Source organism: Xenorhabdus kozodoii, from assembly GCF_002632875.1.
Classification (GTDB): Bacteria; Pseudomonadota; Gammaproteobacteria; order Enterobacterales; family Enterobacteriaceae; genus Xenorhabdus; species Xenorhabdus kozodoii.
Genome location: NZ_NJCX01000005.1, coordinates 66,894 through 85,693, shown reverse-complemented (window position 1 = coordinate 85,693; position 18,800 = coordinate 66,894). Strand labels below are relative to the sequence as shown.

Genomic DNA, 18,800 nt, shown 5'->3' with positions numbered 1-18,800 from the left:
ATGATGAGTACTGAAATTAAAGCCCAGGTAGTGGTGCTTGGAGCAGGCCCGGCAGGGTATTCTGCTGCTTTCCGTTGTGCGGATTTAGGTTTGGAAACTGTTTTGGTTGAACGTTACTCTACTTTGGGTGGTGTTTGCCTTAATGTTGGTTGTATCCCATCCAAGGCTCTGCTCCATGTTGCAAAAGTCATTGAAGAAGCAAAAGCACTGGCACAGCATGGTATCGTATTTGGTGAGCCACAAACTGATATCGATAAGATCCGTCTCTGGAAAGAAAAAGTTATTTCTCAGTTGACAGGTGGTCTGGGCGGCATGGCTAAGGGCCGTAAAGTTAATGTTGTTAACGGTTTTGGCAAATTCACAGGTGCTAACACTCTGGTAGTAGAAGGCGAGAACGGCACAACAACGATTAATTTTGATAATGCCATTATCGCAGCGGGTTCACGCCCAATTCAATTGCCATTCATTCCACATGATGATCCTCGTGTATGGGATTCTACCGATGCACTGGAACTGAAAACGGTTCCGGGACGCCTGTTGGTCATGGGGGGTGGTATTATCGGTCTGGAAATGGGGACGGTTTATCACGCTCTGGGTTCTCAGATCGACGTGGTGGAAATGTTCGATCAGGTTATTCCTGCGGCAGATAAAGACGTTGTTAAAGTGTTCACTAAGCGCATCAGCAAGAAGTTCAACTTGATGCTGGAAACGAAAGTGACCGCGGTAGAAGCTAAAGAAGATGGCATCTACGTAACAATGGAAGGTAAGAAAGCGCCGGCAGAGCCACAGCGTTATGACGCGGTTCTGGTTGCTATCGGCCGTGTACCAAACGGTAAATTGCTTGATGCCGGCAAAGCGGGCGTTGAAGTTGATGAGCGTGGCTTTATCCATGTGGATAAACAAATGCGCACTAATGTGCCTCACATCTTTGCTATCGGTGATATCGTTGGCCAGCCAATGCTGGCGCACAAAGGTGTCCACGAAGGCCATGTTGCTGCTGAAGTTATTTCTGGTAAGAAACATTACTTCGATCCGAAAGTTATTCCATCTATCGCTTACACTGAGCCAGAAGTAGCATGGGTTGGCCTGACTGAGAAAGAAGCGAAAGAAAAAGGTATCAGCTACGAAACCGCGACCTTCCCGTGGGCAGCATCCGGTCGTGCAATTGCATCTGATTGTTCAGATGGTATGACTAAGCTGATTTTCGATAAAGAAACGAACCGTATTATCGGTGGTGCTGTTGTTGGTACTAACGGCGGTGAACTGCTGGGTGAAATCGGTCTGGCTATCGAAATGGGTTGTGATGCAGAAGATATCGCGCTGACTATCCACGCTCACCCAACACTGTACGAATCCATTGGCATGGCTGCGGAAATTTACGAAGGCAGCATTACTGACTTGCCAAACCCTAAGGCAAAGAAAAAGAAATAATTCTTTAGATTTTGCAGTGGATAAAGCGGCTTCTATTATGGAAGCCGTTTTACTGCCAATTGATTATCTTAATTATACAGTTAGTCACGTCATTAAATTGACAACCTGCTTTTTCAGGCGATAAGTCTTTATTAATGTGATAAATATCGACTAAGGCGATAAGTATTGCCGATAAATACCCACTCATTTCTTTCTGATGGATATACTATCATTGAGGTTGTTGCAAAGTCAGAAATTCCATGAACCTCAAACCCCAAATTTTTATAGAAAGGAACCGCATAATGCTTTGCACTGACTAGCAATTCACCACCATTGCCTAGACTACAAGAAATTTCTACTGCTTTTTCAACCAGTAAACTTCCACAACCTTGACTACCAGGATGAGTGAGCATAAATCCTATTTTATCATTGGATTCATTGCAATAACGGGAGCCTCCTGGGACAAAAGTCATCACGCCTATGGGAATGTTTTGCACTAAGCAGATAAAGTAGCGATGACAATTTGTCGCATTTATTTGCTGGGGATCTTGGTAGATTTGCTCTATTTCATGAGAGACGGTAATGAAAGTATTGTACCTTTCTGTATCTGGATATGCAGGGGAATTTAATGTTGCATACCAATCATATGTGTTACCTTTAATTTGAGCGAGCGCAATAAACATTTCATCTTGGCTGACTTCTTTTATTATTGTTTGAAATAATTTGGTATATCTTTCTTTTGGGGATTCTCTGATACGTATCTTGGAGAAAATATTGTGAAATAGCTCTCTGGTTTTCATGATATATCTCCTCTATGTATGTTCTAATAATTTTAAGGTAATAAATTTAATTTACAGTAAATGGCATTGCCAATTTGTATTACGTGGACGAGGGATTCTTTTTAATTGATATTTTCCATTGATTCGATGCCATTTATCACTAGTGTCAGGATCTAAACTCATTTGTTTCAAGCTCAAAAAGTTATTACTTTTAATATAGTTAAAACCTAATTTTTGGTAAAAAATTTCGGCATCATGTTCTGCCCTAACATTTAATATGCCTTTATGGTCTGATTCGAGGGATATATTAACCACATGTTGAACCAGCAGGCCACCATAACCATAACCGTTAGGATAGGTTAATATGAATGCTATTTGGTCAACGTTATTATTAGGTATATTGGATTTGGCAGGATTAAATATTATGATCCCAACGACCTTACCGGAAATTAAACATGAACAGATAAAATGGCGATAGACCTGTAGCCCCCCGATAACATTTTCCGAATCAAAAATTCCTTTTATGGATCTATATATATTGCAAAATATAGCATGCCTATTGTTAAATATTGCACCTATTGTCGATTGATAAGACCAACTGGATTCATTTGTTTGGATTTCGTTAAGTGCAGATAGCATATCATGTTGGTTAACCTCCTTAATTTTGGCTTGATATGTGGGATAGAGTTTTTCTTCCATGATAATTGCAGGATGATAATCAGTTTCTGCTATAGCGTTATGTTCTTCTTCTCTATTGGGCATGATGAGATCCTTTTAAAAGATATTGATATTGAAAGGTTTTTGATCTACGAACCCTGCTCAGGAATGTGTTAAGAAAAAATTTGATGTGAAAGACTGCATGTTCAATAAAGGTTTTGAGAAAAATTAAGGTATTTTCAGGTCGAAATAGCAACAAACAGCATTTTAAACTTTAATACACCTTTCAAGCCTATTTAGCCAGAATTTTATCATGGTTCGATGTTGATTTTATGTGAATGAATTAACATACTATTCAAATTTTGGTATGCTAAGTGCCCGAAGCTAAGCATAATTCTGATGTTATGCGAGCAAAATCCTCTGACCTGACACCCTGGGTGATTGTTTTAGATGATCGTTTTAGGTGATCGTTTTTAGATAATCGTTATCGGGTGCTGACAGCCGGGTATATAAAATGACAATGAGAGCGAGGAGAAAGTCGTGCTAGAAGAATACCGCAAGCACGTGGCCGAGCGTGCAGCTCAAGGCATCGTCCCTAAGCCATTAGACGCAGCTCAAGTAGCAGGGCTGGTCGAATTACTGAAGAATCCACCTAAAGGTGAAGACGATTTTCTGGTCGATCTACTGACCAATCGTGTTCCTCCTGGTGTAGATGAAGCCGCTTATGTTAAAGCGGGCTTCCTTGCTGCCGTCGCTAAGGGAGAAACGGCTTCTCCTTTGATTACACAAGAAAAAGCTATTGAATTATTAGGAACCATGCAGGGTGGGTATAATATCCACGCTTTAATTGATGCCCTGGATAATGAACAGTTGGCTCCGATTGCGGCGAAAGCACTTTCTCATACTTTGCTGATGTTCGACAGTTTCTATGATGTAGAAGAAAAAGCAAAAGAGGGCAATGTTCATGCCGAACGGGTTCTGCAATCATGGGCTAATGCAGAATGGTTCCTTGAACGCCCTGAATTAGCAGAAAAAATCACCGTTACCGTTTTTAAGGTCACGGGTGAAACCAATACCGATGATCTTTCTCCTGCTCCTGATGCATGGTCACGCCCGGATATTCCCCTACATGCTTTGGCAATGCTTAAAAATACCCGTGAAGGTATTGAACCTGATCAAGTCAGTACTATTGGTCCGATTAAGCAAATTGAAGCGCTGGGCAAGAAAGGTTACCCGTTGGCCTACGTTGGTGATGTTGTTGGTACAGGTTCTTCCCGCAAATCGGCAACTAACTCTGTATTGTGGTTTATGGGCGAAGATATTCCGTTTGTCCCCAATAAACGTGGTGCAGGCGTCGTGTTGGGCGGAAAAATTGCCCCAATTTTCTTCAACACGATGGAAGATGCGGGGGCGCTGCCGATTGAGGTCGAGGTTTCTAAGCTGAATATGGGTGATGTGATTGATATCTATCCCTATAAAGGCGAAGTCCGCCATCACGAAACGAATGAGTTACTGGCTACTTTTGCACTGAAAACCGATGTACTGCTTGATGAAGTACGTGCCGGTGGTCGTATTCCATTGATTATTGGCCGTGGTTTGACGGGTAAAGCGCGTGAATCGCTGGGTTTGCCACCCAGTGATGTATTCCGTCAGGCAAAAGCCGTTGCGGAAAGTGATCGTGGCTTCTCATTAGCCCAGAAAATGGTTGGTCGTGCGTGCGGTAAAACCGGTGTTCGTCCAGGAGAATATTGTGAACCTAAGATGACTTCTGTGGGTTCTCAGGATACCACTGGGCCAATGACGCGGGATGAATTGAAGGATTTGGCGTGTCTGGGCTTCTCTGCGGATCTGGTCATGCAATCCTTCTGTCATACTGCTGCCTATCCAAAACCTGTTGATGTGACAACGCACCATACTCTGCCTGATTTCATTATGAACCGTGGTGGGGTATCGCTGCGTCCGGGAGATGGCATTATCCACTCATGGCTAAATCGCATGTTGTTGCCAGATACGGTAGGCACAGGCGGGGATTCCCATACCCGTTTCCCTATTGGCATTTCTTTTCCGGCGGGTTCTGGGCTGGTGGCATTTGCTGCGGCAACGGGCGTAATGCCGCTGGATATGCCAGAATCCGTACTGGTTCGTTTTAAAGGAAAAATGCAACCTGGGATAACCTTGCGTGATTTGGTTCATGCTATTCCTTATTATGCGATTCAACAAGGTTTGCTGACTGTTGAGAAGAAAGGCAAGAAAAACATCTTCTCTGGCCGTATTCTTGAGATTGAAGGTTTGCCAGAGCTCAAAGTTGAGCAGGCATTCGAGTTGGCGGATGCCTCTGCGGAACGTTCTGCGGCAGGATGTACCATTAAACTGGATAAAGAGCCAATCATTGAATACTTGCAGTCGAATATCGTCTTGTTGAAGTGGATGATTGCGGAAGGTTACGGTGATCGCCGGACATTAGAGCGCCGTATTATTGGCATGGAAAACTGGCTGAAAGATCCTCAGTTGTTGCAAGCGGATGCCGATGCTGAATACGCGGCCGTTATTGATATCGATCTGGCAGACATTAAAGAGCCTATTTTGTGCGCGCCTAATGATCCCGATGATGCCCGCCTGTTATCTAAAGTGGCTAACAGTAAAATTGACGAAGTTTTCATTGGCTCTTGCATGACGAATATTGGTCATTTCCGTGCAGCGGGTAAATTGCTGGATCAGCATAAAGGCCAGCTACCGACTCGCTTGTGGGTTGCCCCGCCGACTAAGATGGACGCCGCCCAATTAACGGAAGAAGGTTATTACAGCATTTTTGGCAAGAGTGGAGCCCGCGTTGAGATCCCCGGTTGCTCATTGTGTATGGGGAATCAGGCGCGTGTGGCGGACGGTGCGACCGTGGTTTCTACGTCCACCCGTAACTTCCCTAATCGCCTTGGCAGCGGTGCAAATGTTTACCTTGCTTCGGCAGAGTTGGCGGCGGTGGCTTCACTGTTAGGCCGCTTGCCAATGCCAGAAGAGTATTTACAGTTTATGGCTAAGGTCGATGAAACCGCAGTAGATACTTATCGCTACCTCAATTTTGATCAATTGAATCAATACACAGAAAAAGCGGATGATGTGATCTTCCAAACCGCAGTATAAAAAAGTATATTGCAAGAAATGGGGAGGCAAATGCCTCCCCATTTTTGTATCTATCGTTTTATAACCGCTTTTTATGCCAATTTCGTGGTAATTTTTGTATCAGTTTGTGGACTATCTCAGAGGTGGGGGTAACCGAAATGTTTAAAATCCAAATGGAATTATTTGGTATCTGTAAGGATCGTGAGGGGGTATGTGATGGAATATGAATTTATGCAGGATGTTACCGGCCAAGTAACAACCGCCTTTTCGATGGATCATGAGGCCATTGGTCATTGGTTGAATGAAGAAGTGAAAGGCGATTTGCGTGTATTGGATAAAATCACTGTGGCCTTGCAAGAAATTAAAGGGAGTGAGCGTCAGTGGCAGTTGGCGGGTCATGAGTATACGCTATTAATGAGTGAAGATGAGATCATGGTCAGGGCTAATCAACTCCAATTTGATACAGAGGGGGTAGAAGAAGGAATGAGTTACTATGATAACGAGAGTTTGGCTTTTTGCGGAACAGATGATTTTATTGATATGTTGGCTAACTACAGAGAATTTATTTTGCAAAAAATTAAAACATAAGTATCCGCTCATTTTTAAACAGAAACCTATTTTTGAATAAGAGCTTATACCTGCTGGTGTGGTGGTATGCGTTGCAAATCATGGCATTGAATGGGAATGGGCTCCAACAGTAACGGTGGGCTTTGTATGAAAGAGATCAATCTGTCACATGAGATTGATAAAGCAGCAAACTGGTTTACCAACAATCAGGATTTACTGATTCAGTATGCGGTAAACATTGTATCTGCCATTTTGATTCTTATCGTTGGCTTATTTGTTGCCAAGTTGGCTAATAAAGCCGTTAAGCGCGTTATGTCATTGCGTGGCGTTGATGTCACCATTTCTGATTTTCTCTCCGCGATTGTTCGTTATGCCATTGTAGCGTTTACGATTATCGCAGTTCTTGGGAAATTGGGTATTCAGACGGCATCTGTGATTGCAGTAATCGGTGCCGCAGGTTTGGCGGTAGGCCTTGCATTACAAGGCTCGCTGTCTAATTTTGCTGCCGGTGTTTTATTGGTACTTTTCCGTCCACTTCGTACTGGAGAATATGTCATTATTGGCGCGGTGGAAGGCACTGTCATGCAAGTACAGATTTTCTCGACCACATTGCGTACGGCAGATGGCCGTATCGTTGTGATCCCCAATGGTAAAATCATTGCGAACAATATTATCAATACCAGCCGTGAACCTGATCGCCGTACCCAGATTATCGTGGGGGTTGCGTACAACGCAGATATTGATGAAGTGAAAAGAGTGTTGGGTGATGTGATTGAAGAAGATAAGCGCATTCAACATGAAAAAGGTGTCACGATCCGCTTGCATGAAATGGCTCCTTCATCATTGAACTTTGTTGTGCGTGTGTGGACCACCAATAGTGACGCCTGGAGTGTCTATTGGGATTTGATGGAAAACTTCAAGCGTGCTTTGGATAAGCACAATATCGGCATTCCATTCCCACAAATGGATGTTTATCTGCACCCGCAAAATACTGCCTTACAGCAGAAGTCAGACGAGTAACCGAGCTATCATGGTGTGAGAATGTCTGCTTTTCTCACACCAAATTTGACTTCTTTTCCTGGTTACAAGCCCAAATACAGCTATCATCACTTTTCCTAATGATAGATTAGAATCATTCATTTTTACTAATGTGTGATCTTGCTTAATATGCATTGATATCGTAACTAATTGAATAATTATTAGGAATCTTTGCATGTTTTCAACATTTATTCAGGGCTTTTTTCTCAGTGCCGCGATGATCCTTCCACTTGGTCCACAAAACGTATTTGTCATGCAGCAAGGGAGCAGGAAGCAGTTCCATTTAATGAGTGCAACGTTATGTTCCACCAGTGATGCGTTTCTGATCACCGCGGGGATATTTGGTGGCAGCGCCTTGCTGGGACAATCGATATTTTTACTGCAAGCTGTGACATGGGGCGGTGTTGCATTTTTACTATGGTATGGGTGGGGCGCTTTGCGAACAGCGCTAGCGACAAAAGTCGAACTTTCCCGTGCTGAAAAAATTATCCAAAGCCGTTGGCGCGTCATCGCCACGTTATTCGCCGTGACATGGCTTAATCCCCATGTTTATTTGGATACCTTTGTCGTGTTGGGCAGCATAGGAGGGCAATTGTCAGCCGAGCTTCGGCCCTGGTTTACCACCGGAGCGGTATTGGCATCGATCAGTTGGTTTTTTGCATTGTCATTGTTATCCGCGTGGTTTGCGCCTGTGCTTAATCAGCCCAGGGCGCAACGGATCATCAATATCTTCGTGGGTTGTGTGATGTGGTATATCGCGTGGCGTTTAATTCAGCAAGGATATCAATTTTTTATTGATTACAATACTTCTCTATAGATTACTATCTCCATAAATAGTGTGCTAATGTTTCTGAAAGTACCTTATTCATGTCATTTTGGAGGTTTTGTGAAAAGTAAATCACTGGTATTGGCCGTGATAATGGCCGTGGGAAGTTTGTCTTGCATGACGGCTTTTGCTGCTGAATCACTCTCTATTCCACATATTTCCACCTCTGGCAACGCGGTAGTTAAAGCAACACCCGATATGGCTACCCTGGTGATCCATGTGAGTCAAACTCAAAAAAGTGCGGCAGAAGCAAAGAAAAAAGTGGATGAGCGTGTTGCGAAATATTTTGATTTTCTGAAAAACAGTGGCATCGAAAAGAAAGATATTGATGCTGCCAATTTGCGTACCCAACCGGAATATCAATATGAACAAAAGACCGGAAAATCAAGTATTACGGGCTATAGGGCATCGCGTTCAGTTGAGGTGAAAGTTCACAAGCTGGAGCAATTGAATACCTTATTGGATGGTGCCCTGCAAGCAGGGTTGAATGAAATTAATTCCGTCCAGTTTGGTGTCAGCAACCCGCAACGCTATCGTGATGAAGCCAGACAAAAGGCCATCGAGAATGCCATTCAACAGGCAACGGTATTGGCAAAAGGGTTTAACAGTAAATTAGGTCCTGTCTATAGCGTTAATTACCGTGCACCTGAAGCTGAGCCTATGCCAATGAACCGCCTGAAATATCAGACAGCCCTGTTGGCAGCGCCCGCTTCTGACTCAGCCAGTGAGACTTACGAACCACAGAGCATTGAGTTTGCTGATCACGTTGATGCCGTTTTTGAATTACAACGTTAATTAATTTCATCTTCCTGACGTAACATCTGGCGTCCTCGTTTTAACAGGGCGTCAGTGACTTTTCTCATCGCTCTGCTTTCAGGGGCAAAACGATGCCAATAAAGCATCCGGCGTTGGTACAGCCCTGGCGTGAGATCGATTAACTCACCGGCTTTTAGCTCCTTGTCAATTTGCAAGTGTGGGATCATACAACAAGTCGAGCCTTGTTTTGCCAATTGCACGAATGCCTCGGAAGAGTTCACGATATGGCAGGGCACACTTCCTGGCGATAAATCAAAATTCTGTTGTAAGAATGCCTGATGCATATCATCTAAATGGTCAAATGCAACGGCAGGTGCTTTCAGTAATGCCGAACGCGTGACCCCATTCGGGAAAAAACGGTTTGCAAATCCCGGAGAGGCGACAAACAGATAATCCAGGGCGCCTAATTTATCAACCAAACAGCTTGGCAGGGGTTGGGACTGAATACTAATCGCCCCGACAACTTCACCGCGCCTTAAACGTTCTTGGGTACGGGTTTCGTCTTCCACTTGAATATTGAGTCGAATAGGCAAATCAGACAAAACAGGATTGAGAGCCGGTAAAAGCCACGTTGCCAGGCTATCCGCATTAACCGCCAGGGAAAGCAATAACGGGATCTCATTACCATTTTCATCGCCAAGCCATTGCGCCTCCAGCATTTCCACCTGATGTAATAGCGCCAGCAGCTTTTGCCCTTGTTCTGTAGGGTGGGGAGGTACAGTGCGTACCAATAGCGGTTGACCAAACATATTTTCCAATTGCTTGATCCGCTGAGATACCGCTGATTGGGTAATACAAAGTTTTTGCGCTGCGCGCTCGAAGCCACGTTCTTTGATCACTGCATCCAATGCTTGCAATGATCGGTAATCAGGACGTTTCATTGAAAATAAGGTTCTCCGTGTTTGCTCTTTTTGTGATACGGCTCAAGGTTAAAACCATTATGTGGCCTAATTAGCACTATGCCATATTTTTTCATGGGATGAGCCAATATTGTTTATACTAGCCGTCAGATTTTTCCTTGTAACTGATGATAGGTTGTGATCAATATGACTCAGGACGAACTGAAAAAAGCAGTAGGTTGGGCGGCATTGGAATACGTTAAACCAGACACCATTGTCGGCGTTGGTACAGGTTCTACAGCGGCGCATTTTATTGATGCGTTAGGCACTATCAAAGCCAAAATTAAAGGTGCGGTGTCGAGTTCAGAAGCCTCGACTGAGAAATTGAAAAGTCTCGGCATTCCTGTGTTCGACTGTAATGAAGTTGACACCCTGGACATTTATGTTGATGGTGCTGATGAAATTAATGGTCAAATGCAGATGATCAAAGGCGGCGGGGCGGCGTTAACCAGAGAAAAAATCATTGCAGCGGTTGCGAAGAAATTTATCTGTATTATTGATTCGTCTAAGCAAGTCGATGTGTTAGGCAAATTCCCTTTGCCCGTTGAAGTCATCCCAATGGCGCGCTCTTATGTCGCTCGTGAGTTGGTGAAATTGGGAGGAACACCGGTTTATCGTGAAAATATCGTGACAGACAATGGTAATCATATTCTGGATGTTCACAACCTCTCTATTGTTGATCCCATTGCGTTAGAAAATAAGCTCAATGGGATTGCTGGCGTGGTCACCGTGGGGCTCTTTGCTAATCGGGGAGCGAACGTGGTACTGGTCGGTGTTGCGGATGGCGTTAAGACGCTCACTGAATAATCATTTATTGAGGGCAGAATAATCTGCCCCCAAAATATTTTTCTTTTTATTCAAAACAGAAAATTTAGTGATATATATCACAATATTGTCTAATTAAACCGCAAAATCCTGCCGTTATCCCATAACGAATTATTTTACTTTGCATAACAACTTATTTACTGTTGCTTATTCTGTGATATAAGCAATCGATTGTATTGCTGTTACTGTGTTTTTTGTTATTTTGGTGCAATCGATATGCATTATGAAAGTGAGTACAACTAGGGCGGGTAAATGATTAAGGTATCTTTAGAAAAGGATAAAATTAAATTTCTGCTGCTGGAAGGCGTTCACCAAAGCGCAGTAGAAAACTTAAAAGCAGCAGGGTACAGCAATATTGAATATCACAAAGGGGCATTAGAGCCTGAAGCGCTGAAAGAGGCGATTCGTGATGCCCGATTTGTCGGAATTCGTTCCCGTACCCAGTTGACCGAAGAGGTCTTCGCCGCAGCGGAAAAGCTCGTTGCAGTTGGGTGTTTTTGTATTGGCACTAACCAGGTTGACCTGAAGGCCGCAACAAAACGTGGTATTCCGGTATTTAATGCCCCTTTCTCCAATACCCGTTCGGTAGCTGAAATGGTATTGGGTGAACTGTTGTTGTTATTGCGCCGTATCCCTGAGGCAAATGCAAAAGCGCACAATGGCGTATGGGATAAGCAGGCAAAAGGTTGTTATGAAGCGCGTGGAAAAAAATTAGGGATCATCGGATACGGGCACATCGGCACACAGCTTGGCATTTTGGCTGAAAATATTGGCCTGAATGTCTATTTCTATGATATTGAAAATAAATTGCCATTAGGTAATGCGCAGCAAGTTCATCATCTCTCTGAATTATTAAATATGAGTGATGTCGTCAGCTTGCATGTCCCTGAAACGGCTTCGACCAAAAATATGATTGGTGAGGCAGAATTAGAGCGGATGAAGCCAGGTTCAATTTTGATTAATGCGTCACGGGGTACAGTGGTCGATATTGAGGCACTTAGCAAAGCGTTGGAAAGTGGGCACCTCTCTGGCGCCGCGATTGACGTTTTTCCTCATGAACCCGCAACAAACACCGATCCTTTCATCTCACCATTAAGCAAGTTTGATAACGTCCTGTTGACGCCCCATATTGGGGGATCGACGCAAGAAGCCCAGCAAAATATTGGTTATGAAGTATCAGGTAAACTGGCCAAATATTCTGATAATGGTTCGACATTATCCGCGGTCAATTTCCCCGAAGTATCGCTCCCTGTTCCTGCCAAGGATACTAACCGATTACTGCATATCCATGAAAATCGGCCAGGGATCTTGACCAGCATTAACCAGGTGTTTACTGAGCAAGCGATCAATATTGATGCGCAATATTTGCGTACTGACAGTGATATTGGTTATGTGGTGATTGATATTACGGCGCAAAATTCAACCCAGACTGAATTAGTTTTGCAGAAATTGAAAGCCTTGCCAGGCACAATCCGTTCTCGTTTGCTTTACTAAGAATCACTGCCTGTTAACACAGGTCCTTATTGATTAAGACGAGATGCATTAAAAATAAGGGGCTATTGACGGTATCATAGTCCCTGTTAATCACTGAGTGGAGTCGTTGTTCATATCCATCGCCAGACTTTTTCTGGCGTAATGATCTCTGGCAGAGGGATATCCCAACTCGCACAGGGGAGTTTTTCCACTAACTGAAAATTGTGAGCCAATCCAATCGGGTAAAAATTCTGTTGTTGCCATTTAGCCAGAGTTCGATCGTAGAAACCGCCTCCCATCCCCAAACGTTGCCCGGTAGCGTCAAAAGCAACCAAGGGTATCAGCATGACATCAAGTTCAGAGATGGGTAAAACCTGTCGGACATCCAACTGAGGTTCTTCTATATTAAAGCGGTTACGAATAAGGGGAGTATCGGCACAATAATGAAGAAACAGCAGGTGATTCCGGCTAAAAGGATGCAATATTGGCAAGTAGACTTGTTTATTTTGCTGCCAAAGTTGTTGAATGAGCGGACGTGTGTCTAATTCTCCATCAAAGGAGAGATAGACCGCAATTTTGTCAGCTTGCTGGATCTTTGGGTGAGCCATCGCCTGTTCAACGGCTTGCCTGGCAAACTGATATTGTTGTTCGGGGGATAGGTTTTGGCGTCGTTGCCGAATTTTTTTTCTAATGGTGCTGCGTAGAAAAGAGGAAGAATCTGATTGCATGATACCTGCCTATTAATTAACGCAGAAAAGGATACAAAACAGATAAAAAAGGGGGGTTCTCCAAGATGCCGTTGCAGGTTGTAACCCTTGAACCCTTGGTTCAAGGTGAACGTAGAGTCGTTGCCATTAGGCTTCTTGGTCTAGCCAAGCTTGCTCACAAGAAACGTAGCACTACATTCTATGGAGATGAAATATCGGCTCAGGGGACTGACCTGCTCACGAACACCTCAGAGAAATTTTTGTTGCTTAAACTACCTAATAGGCTCTAAGCAATGCTATGAAGCCTATTGTATGGAACTAAATGAAGAAAGCAACTGCTTATATTAATCTATCGTGACTACTGCCTGATTTATCAACAAGATTCAGTTGACGGGTAGGAGTATCAGGTAACTTTACCTTGCTCTAACAGCGCCTTTTCAATGGTCTGCTGGAGCATTTTTATTTTTTGTTCCATATTGTAAGCATAATCACGGGTTTTCATCTTCTCCTGTGCCAACTCGTGACAGACATTCAGTGCCACAATAAAAACCAGTTGCTCAGTGTTAGTGACTCTGGTGCGTTCTTTGAGGTTATGCAAACGCTGATCAAGTTCCTCAGCCGCAGCTTGCAATGCTTCAACCTGCTCTGTTGGACAATTGACACGTAATGACCGCCCAAAAATCTGAATATCTACTGGTTGTGCAGACATGACACCTTCCTGATTTATTACTGTGCCGATACCTTGATGTTGACATTTATCCCCTATCTTTCAAACTGTGGCTTTGTTGGCAGCGCGACAACTTGAAATCGATTAGGCATAAAGTAAATTATGGTATAAAACAAGGCCGACACCAATCATTACTGTACAAATACCAAAAGCCCCCTTTTTCTTCCCTTCATCTTTCAAGTTGCCGCTTTTGAACAATGTTCACTTATCCCAGTCAATTTTAGAGATACAAAGTATCTGAGATTGGGTCTTTGCTATCATGCTGCAACTCGAAATCTATTGGGGATATATCGGTGTGTGCTGTCTGGTATAGCGACTCCCCTTGATGGTAGCATAGCATGAACTTATATCGCCAATGATGATCAATATACATGTCTATACAAAACACATTACCTAATTATCAATCATTTGATGAAATTTTGCATCAACAGTCCGTTGCACTGACCGCAGCAGAAATGCATGGCTTAATCAGCGGGTTACTCTGTAGTGGAAACCATAATAATCAGGATAGTCGTTGGCTGGCATTGGTGCATGATCTTGCGAATGATGGTCTGGCATTTTCTCAGGTTTTGGTTCAGCCGCTTAGGGCATTATACGAAACAACATTTGAATTGCTGGATGACAGTCATTTCACGTTTCATCTGTTACTGCCTGATGAAGAAGCGGGGGTGTTTGAATGCGCAGATGCATTAGCGGGATGGGTGAATCATTTTCTACTTGGGCTAGGCGTAGCAAATCCCAAATTAACAGAAAAACCAGAACTGAAGGAAATTATCACTGATTTACGTAACATTGGCATGTTGGGTTATGATGAAAGCGAAGATCAGGAAGAGCTATCTCAAGCCCTGGAAGAAGTTTTGGAATATGTTCGTGTTGCGGTTCAACTCTGCTATATCGCGTTAATGACACCTAAAACCGCAGGCAGTGCAAAAAATGAAAAACCCACATTGCACTGATTGGCGGTATTCACCCCATAAATTTCAAGTTGCAGTGTAATGGCAAAGAAATGAACTCGCAGAAATGAACTCGCAGGAATATTCATTGGGAGAGTAGGCACGACCACCAAGCAGTAACTTGAAAAATAAGGGGTATCCCAACTAATAATAATGGAATTGCAGGAGAGGGTATGACTAAACAAGAATATTTATCCCGTCGTCAGGCATTATTGTCAAAAATGGCGCCAGCCAGTGCGGCCATTATTTTCTCGGCATTGCCTGCGACACGTAATTCAGATAGTGAATATCCCTACCGTCAGCACAGTGATTTTCTGTATCTGACAGGGTTCAGTGAGCCGGAAGCGGTTCTGATACTGATCAAAAGCGATGAAACCCACAATCACAGTGTGTTGTTTAATCGTGTTCGCGATTTGACTGCGGAAATTTGGTTTGGTCGTCGTCTTGGGCAAGAAGCCGCACTGGAGAAATTGGGGGTGGATCGTGCCCTGCCATTCGAGGATCTCGATGAACAACTCTATTTGTTGTTGAATGGATTGGAAGTGGTTTATCACGCTCAAGGCGAATTTGAGTATGCTGATAACATCGTCTTTAAGGCCTTGGATAAATTGCGCCAAAATAGCCGGCGTAATTTCAAAGCGCCAACGGTCATGGCAGATTGGCGCCCGTGGCTACATGAAATGCGCCTGTTTAAATCAGAAGCTGAATTAGACATCATGCGCAAAGCCGGGGAGATCAGTGCCCAGGCGCACATCAGGGCGATGCAGGCATGTCGGCCTGATATGTTTGAATATCAGCTTGAAGCCGAAATTCACTACGAATTTACCCGCCAGGGCGCACGTTACCCTGCCTATAACACCATTGTTGGTGCAGGCGAAAACGCGTGTATCCTGCATTACACTGAAAATGAACGTCGCATGAGCGATGGCGATTTAGTGTTGATCGACGCGGGATGTGAATATGACGGTTATGCCGGTGATATTACGCGGACATTTCCGGTCAATGGCAAGTTTACGCGTCCCCAACGTGAAATTTATGACATTGTGCTGGAAGCCATCAACCTTTCCCTTGAATTGTACAAACCCGGTATCAGCATCAACGAAGTGACAGGGCAAGTTGTCCGCATCATGGTGAAAGGATTGGTCAAACTGGGAATTATGCATGGTGAAGTCGAACAATTGATCGAAGCCAATGCTTATCGCCAATTTTTCATGCATGGTTTAAGCCACTGGCTGGGGCTGGATGTGCATGATGTCGGTCATTATGGCATTGATCGTGATCGTACTCTGGAACCTGGCATGGTGCTGACTGTAGAGCCGGGGCTTTACATTGCACCAGATGCAGATGTCCCGCCGGAATACCGTGGTATCGGCATCCGTATTGAAGATGACATTGTCATCACGGAAACAGGAAATGAAAACCTGACTGAGTTTGTCGTGAAAGATCCGGATGAGATAGAAGCTCTGATGGCACAGGCAAAGCACAGTTAAGTTTAAAGTAATCAGGAAGTTATCATGAACGTGATTATTGTGGGCGGGGGAATGACAGGGGCTACATTGGCTCTGGCTATTGCTTCGCTGAGTCGGGGGCAATTGCAAGTCTCCTTGATTGAAGCGGCAGAACCTGCCAGGGAACATCCTGGTTTTGATGCGAGGGCGATAGCCTTGGCTTATGGGACATGTCAGCGCTTGAATCAGATCGGTATCTGGCCGGCACTGCAACACCGTGTTACCCCAATAACTCACGTTCACGTCAGCGACCGTGGTCATAGCGGTTTCGTCAACATTCATGCCAGTGACTATGATATTCCGGCATTAGGTCATGTGATTGAATTGCATGATGCTGGAATTCATCTTTTTGATTTATTAAAAAAGTCACCAAATATTAAACTTTATTGTCCGGCTAAAGTGGATGCCGTTGAACGTTTGGAAAATTCGGTGGTGGTGTCGCTGGATAATGGCGAGAAACTGACAGGAGAGTTGTTGGTCGCTGCGGATGGTAGTCACTCTGCGATAGCCCAAGCGTGCAATATACCATTCCAACGACGATCTTATGAGCAGACAGCCGTTATTGCCAATGTGCTGACTTCTGAACATCCCCAAGGAAGGGCATTCGAACGTTTTACCCAACACGGGCCATTAGCGTTGTTACCCATGTCGGAAGGGCGCAGTTCACTGGTCTGGTGTCATCCATTGGAAAAACAGTCAGAAATCAATAAATGGCGCCAGCATGAATTCCTCCAGCACCTGCAAAAAGCATTTGGCTGGCGGTTGGGGAAAATGTTAGATGCCAGTCAACGACATAGTTATCCCTTGGCATTGTCTACAGCCAGCCGGCAAATTAGCCACCGTTTGGCTTTGGTAGGCAATGCCGCCCAAACGTTGCATCCGATTGCTGGACAAGGCTTTAACTTAGGAATGCGCGATGTCATGGCCTTGGCACAAATCATTTCAGCCGCCGCCGCTGCAGGGCACGATATTGGCGCCTATAAGGTACTGACGCAATATCAGCAACAGCGTCAGGCAGATCGTGAAACCACCATTGGGATCACGGATGGATTGATTAGGTTATTTGCCAATGACAACTTGCCGTTAAAAATTGGGCGTCATCTTGGCTTGATGGCAATGGAAAGCGTCCCCCCAATGCGGGATCGGCTTGCCCGTCAGACATTAGGTTGGGTTGCACAGTCACCATTGGCAGATTAAGAGGAAAGAAAAAATGCAATCATTTGATGTGGTGATCGCAGGGGGCGGAATGGTTGGCCTTGCGCTGGCTTGTGGTTTGCAAGGGAGCGGTTTGCGCATCGCGATTGTAGAAGCGCACCCACCGACAAAGCCATTTGGTGCCAATGATGAATATGCGTTGCGGGTTTCGGCCATCAATGCAGCCAGTGAACGATTACTCACTCACCTTGGTGTCTGGCAGGATATTCTTGCGATGCGAGCCAGTCCCTATCAGGGGATGGAAGTTTGGGATCGGGATAGTTTTGGCCGCATTCAATTTAATGCGGCGGAAAATGGCCTGACACACCTCGGCCATATCATCGAAAATGATGTGCTCCGGCAAGCACTCTGGCAACGTGCGGAAAATTTGCCAGATGTGATGATTTTGACTCCCTCCTCCCTTAAGCATGTTGCCTGGGGAGAAAACGAAGCCTTTATCACGTTATCTGACGGCAGAATGCTGACTTCACGGCTGGTTGTTGGCGCAGATGGGGCACACTCTTGGCTGCGGCAACATGCGGATATACCGTTGACCTTCTGGGATTATGAACACCATGCGTTGGTCGCGACAATTCACACTGAAGAGCCTCATGAAAGTGTTGCGCGTCAGGTTTTCCATGGTGATGGAATACTGGCTTTCCTGCCATTGTCAGATCCTCACCGATGTTCGATTGTGTGGTCACTACCGGCTGAATTAGCACAACAGCGTAAATCTATCGAACCAGTGCAGTTTAATCGGCAATTGAGTGCGGCATTTGATTTGCGTCTTGGTCAATGTGAACTGATAAGTGAGCGGCAGACCATTCCCTTGATGGGACGTTATGCCCGCAATTTTGCTGCCCATCGATTGGCTCTATTGGGTGATGCGGCACACACCGTCCACCCACTGGCAGGGCAGGGCGTTAACCTTGGATTTATGGATGTGGCAGAGCTGATAGGTGAATTGAGCCGCTTAAATCAGCAAGGAAAAGATATCGGCCAGTATCTCTATTTGGGGCGTTATGAACGTCGCCGTAAACACAGTGCGGCGGTCATGCTTGCCGGTATGCAGGGTTTCCGTCAGCTATTTGCGGGCAATAACCCCGCTAAAAAAGTATTGCGTGGTATTGGGTTAACACTGGCTGATCACTTGCCGGGAATGAAGCCACAATTGCTTCGCCATGCAATGGGACTCAATGACCTCCCTGATTGGCTCATTTCTCACACCGCTTCGGTTGAAAAAATCTAATTTAGCTTGCTATTTAGCATTATTTTTTCTCATATTAGGCTAAGGTGTGTTCAGC

Annotated in this window: 17 protein-coding genes and 1 other RNA gene; 12 read left to right on the top strand and 6 right to left on the bottom strand. The window is 44.6% G+C overall.

Features of this window, described 5'->3' with window-relative positions; translation table 11 throughout:
- Positions 1–3 precede the first annotated feature (3 nt).
- A complete protein-coding gene (lpdA, locus tag Xkoz_RS04580) occupies positions 4–1,431 on the top strand; it encodes a dihydrolipoyl dehydrogenase (RefSeq protein WP_167386555.1) in 1,428 nt (475 codons plus the stop codon).
- A gap of 131 nt (positions 1,432–1,562) precedes the next feature.
- Here the strand turns inward: lpdA and Xkoz_RS04575 are convergent, their stop codons facing one another.
- Both Xkoz_RS04575 and Xkoz_RS04570 read right to left on the bottom strand, forming a co-directional pair.
- A complete protein-coding gene (locus Xkoz_RS04575; RefSeq protein WP_099140975.1) occupies positions 1,563–2,210 on the bottom strand; it encodes a GNAT family N-acetyltransferase in 648 nt (215 codons plus the stop codon).
- 51 nt (positions 2,211–2,261) lie between these two features.
- Positions 2,262–2,951 (bottom strand): GNAT family N-acetyltransferase, encoded by a 690-nt coding sequence (locus tag Xkoz_RS04570; RefSeq protein WP_099140973.1) that lies wholly within the window; start codon positions 2,949–2,951, stop codon positions 2,262–2,264.
- 435 nt (positions 2,952–3,386) lie between these two features.
- Here Xkoz_RS04570 and acnB point away from each other — a divergent pair, with 435 nt between their 5' ends.
- From acnB to Xkoz_RS04545, 5 genes are all read left to right on the top strand, one after another.
- Positions 3,387–5,984: a bifunctional aconitate hydratase 2/2-methylisocitrate dehydratase gene (acnB, locus tag Xkoz_RS04565; RefSeq protein WP_099140971.1), complete on the top strand. Its 2,598-nt coding sequence runs from the start codon at positions 3,387–3,389 to the stop codon at positions 5,982–5,984.
- A gap of 195 nt (positions 5,985–6,179) precedes the next feature.
- Positions 6,180–6,551, top strand: a complete 372-nt coding sequence (locus Xkoz_RS04560; RefSeq protein ID WP_099140969.1) for a YacL family protein — start codon at positions 6,180–6,182, stop codon at positions 6,549–6,551.
- A gap of 126 nt (positions 6,552–6,677) precedes the next feature.
- Entirely contained in the window at positions 6,678–7,550 is an 873-nt protein-coding gene (mscS, locus tag Xkoz_RS04555; RefSeq protein WP_099141120.1) for a small-conductance mechanosensitive channel MscS, read from the top strand.
- Between the two features lie 193 nt (positions 7,551–7,743).
- Positions 7,744–8,385 (top strand): arginine exporter ArgO, encoded by a 642-nt coding sequence (gene argO, locus Xkoz_RS04550; protein WP_099140967.1) that lies wholly within the window; start codon positions 7,744–7,746, stop codon positions 8,383–8,385.
- Between the two features lie 69 nt (positions 8,386–8,454).
- Positions 8,455–9,189, top strand: a complete 735-nt coding sequence (locus Xkoz_RS04545) for an oxidative stress defense protein (protein WP_099140966.1) — start codon at positions 8,455–8,457, stop codon at positions 9,187–9,189.
- Here the strand turns inward: Xkoz_RS04545 and Xkoz_RS04540 are convergent.
- Positions 9,186–10,091 (bottom strand): LysR family transcriptional regulator ArgP, encoded by a 906-nt coding sequence (locus Xkoz_RS04540; protein WP_099140965.1) that lies wholly within the window; start codon positions 10,089–10,091, stop codon positions 9,186–9,188. The genes Xkoz_RS04545 and Xkoz_RS04540 overlap by 4 nt on opposite strands.
- A 165-nt stretch (positions 10,092–10,256) precedes the next feature.
- Here Xkoz_RS04540 and rpiA point away from each other — a divergent pair, with 165 nt between their 5' ends.
- Both rpiA and serA read left to right on the top strand, forming a co-directional pair.
- A complete protein-coding gene (rpiA, locus tag Xkoz_RS04535; protein WP_099140964.1) occupies positions 10,257–10,916 on the top strand; it encodes a ribose-5-phosphate isomerase RpiA in 660 nt (219 codons plus the stop codon).
- Between the two features lie 270 nt (positions 10,917–11,186).
- Positions 11,187–12,428 (top strand): phosphoglycerate dehydrogenase, encoded by a 1,242-nt coding sequence (gene serA / locus Xkoz_RS04525; protein ID WP_099140963.1) that lies wholly within the window; start codon positions 11,187–11,189, stop codon positions 12,426–12,428.
- A gap of 110 nt (positions 12,429–12,538) precedes the next feature.
- Here the strand turns inward: serA and Xkoz_RS04520 are convergent, their stop codons facing one another.
- The 3 genes from Xkoz_RS04520 to zapA all read right to left on the bottom strand — a co-directional run bounded on the left by Xkoz_RS04520 (position 12,539) and on the right by zapA (position 13,823).
- On the bottom strand, positions 12,539–13,135 hold the full coding sequence (locus tag Xkoz_RS04520; protein WP_099140962.1) for a 5-formyltetrahydrofolate cyclo-ligase: 597 nt from the start codon (positions 13,133–13,135) through the stop codon (positions 12,539–12,541).
- Positions 13,136–13,188: 53 nt separating this feature from the next.
- A non-coding RNA gene (gene ssrS, locus Xkoz_RS04515) (6S RNA) lies at positions 13,189–13,372 on the bottom strand.
- Between the two features lie 145 nt (positions 13,373–13,517).
- A complete protein-coding gene (zapA, locus tag Xkoz_RS04510; protein WP_099140961.1) occupies positions 13,518–13,823 on the bottom strand; it encodes a cell division protein ZapA in 306 nt (101 codons plus the stop codon).
- A gap of 389 nt (positions 13,824–14,212) precedes the next feature.
- Between zapA and Xkoz_RS04505 the strand changes: the two genes are divergently transcribed.
- The 4 genes from Xkoz_RS04505 (at position 14,213) to ubiI (ending at position 18,745) form a co-directional block, all read left to right on the top strand.
- On the top strand, positions 14,213–14,797 hold the full coding sequence (locus Xkoz_RS04505) for a YecA/YgfB family protein (protein ID WP_099140960.1): 585 nt from the start codon (positions 14,213–14,215) through the stop codon (positions 14,795–14,797).
- A gap of 170 nt (positions 14,798–14,967) precedes the next feature.
- Positions 14,968–16,284 carry a Xaa-Pro aminopeptidase gene (pepP, locus tag Xkoz_RS04500; RefSeq protein ID WP_099140959.1) on the top strand — a complete coding sequence of 439 codons (1,317 nt, stop codon included), beginning with the start codon at positions 14,968–14,970 and terminating at the stop codon, positions 16,282–16,284.
- 24 nt (positions 16,285–16,308) lie between these two features.
- Positions 16,309–17,499 carry a 2-octaprenyl-6-methoxyphenyl hydroxylase gene (gene ubiH / locus Xkoz_RS04495; RefSeq protein WP_099140958.1) on the top strand — a complete coding sequence of 397 codons (1,191 nt, stop codon included), beginning with the start codon at positions 16,309–16,311 and terminating at the stop codon, positions 17,497–17,499.
- Positions 17,500–17,512: 13 nt separating this feature from the next.
- Complete coding sequence (gene ubiI, locus Xkoz_RS04490) at positions 17,513–18,745, top strand: FAD-dependent 2-octaprenylphenol hydroxylase (RefSeq protein WP_099140957.1); 1,233 nt, start codon at positions 17,513–17,515, stop codon at positions 18,743–18,745.
- Positions 18,746–18,800: the final 55 nt, after the last annotated feature.

What these genes read in the sequence shown, in the direction of transcription:
- lpdA (WP_167386555.1), top strand. Translation starts at nt 4, where the DNA reads ATGAGTACTGAAATTAAAGCCCAGGTAGTGGTGCTTGGAGCAGGCCCG.
- Xkoz_RS04575 (WP_099140975.1), bottom strand. Translation starts at nt 2,210, where the DNA reads ATGAAAACCAGAGAGCTATTTCACAATATTTTCTCCAAGATACGTATC.
- Xkoz_RS04570 (WP_099140973.1), bottom strand. Translation starts at nt 2,951, where the DNA reads ATGCCCAATAGAGAAGAAGAACATAACGCTATAGCAGAAACTGATTAT.
- Xkoz_RS04560 (WP_099140969.1), top strand. Translation starts at nt 6,180, where the DNA reads ATGGAATATGAATTTATGCAGGATGTTACCGGCCAAGTAACAACCGCC.
- mscS (WP_099141120.1), top strand. Translation starts at nt 6,678, where the DNA reads ATGAAAGAGATCAATCTGTCACATGAGATTGATAAAGCAGCAAACTGG.
- argO (WP_099140967.1), top strand. Translation starts at nt 7,744, where the DNA reads ATGTTTTCAACATTTATTCAGGGCTTTTTTCTCAGTGCCGCGATGATC.
- Xkoz_RS04540 (WP_099140965.1), bottom strand. Translation starts at nt 10,091, where the DNA reads ATGAAACGTCCTGATTACCGATCATTGCAAGCATTGGATGCAGTGATC.
- rpiA (WP_099140964.1), top strand. Translation starts at nt 10,257, where the DNA reads ATGACTCAGGACGAACTGAAAAAAGCAGTAGGTTGGGCGGCATTGGAA.
- serA (WP_099140963.1), top strand. Translation starts at nt 11,187, where the DNA reads ATGATTAAGGTATCTTTAGAAAAGGATAAAATTAAATTTCTGCTGCTG.
- Xkoz_RS04520 (WP_099140962.1), bottom strand. Translation starts at nt 13,135, where the DNA reads ATGCAATCAGATTCTTCCTCTTTTCTACGCAGCACCATTAGAAAAAAA.
- zapA (WP_099140961.1), bottom strand. Translation starts at nt 13,823, where the DNA reads ATGTCTGCACAACCAGTAGATATTCAGATTTTTGGGCGGTCATTACGT.
- Xkoz_RS04505 (WP_099140960.1), top strand. Translation starts at nt 14,213, where the DNA reads ATGTCTATACAAAACACATTACCTAATTATCAATCATTTGATGAAATT.
- pepP (WP_099140959.1), top strand. Translation starts at nt 14,968, where the DNA reads ATGACTAAACAAGAATATTTATCCCGTCGTCAGGCATTATTGTCAAAA.
- ubiH (WP_099140958.1), top strand. Translation starts at nt 16,309, where the DNA reads ATGAACGTGATTATTGTGGGCGGGGGAATGACAGGGGCTACATTGGCT.
- ubiI (WP_099140957.1), top strand. Translation starts at nt 17,513, where the DNA reads ATGCAATCATTTGATGTGGTGATCGCAGGGGGCGGAATGGTTGGCCTT.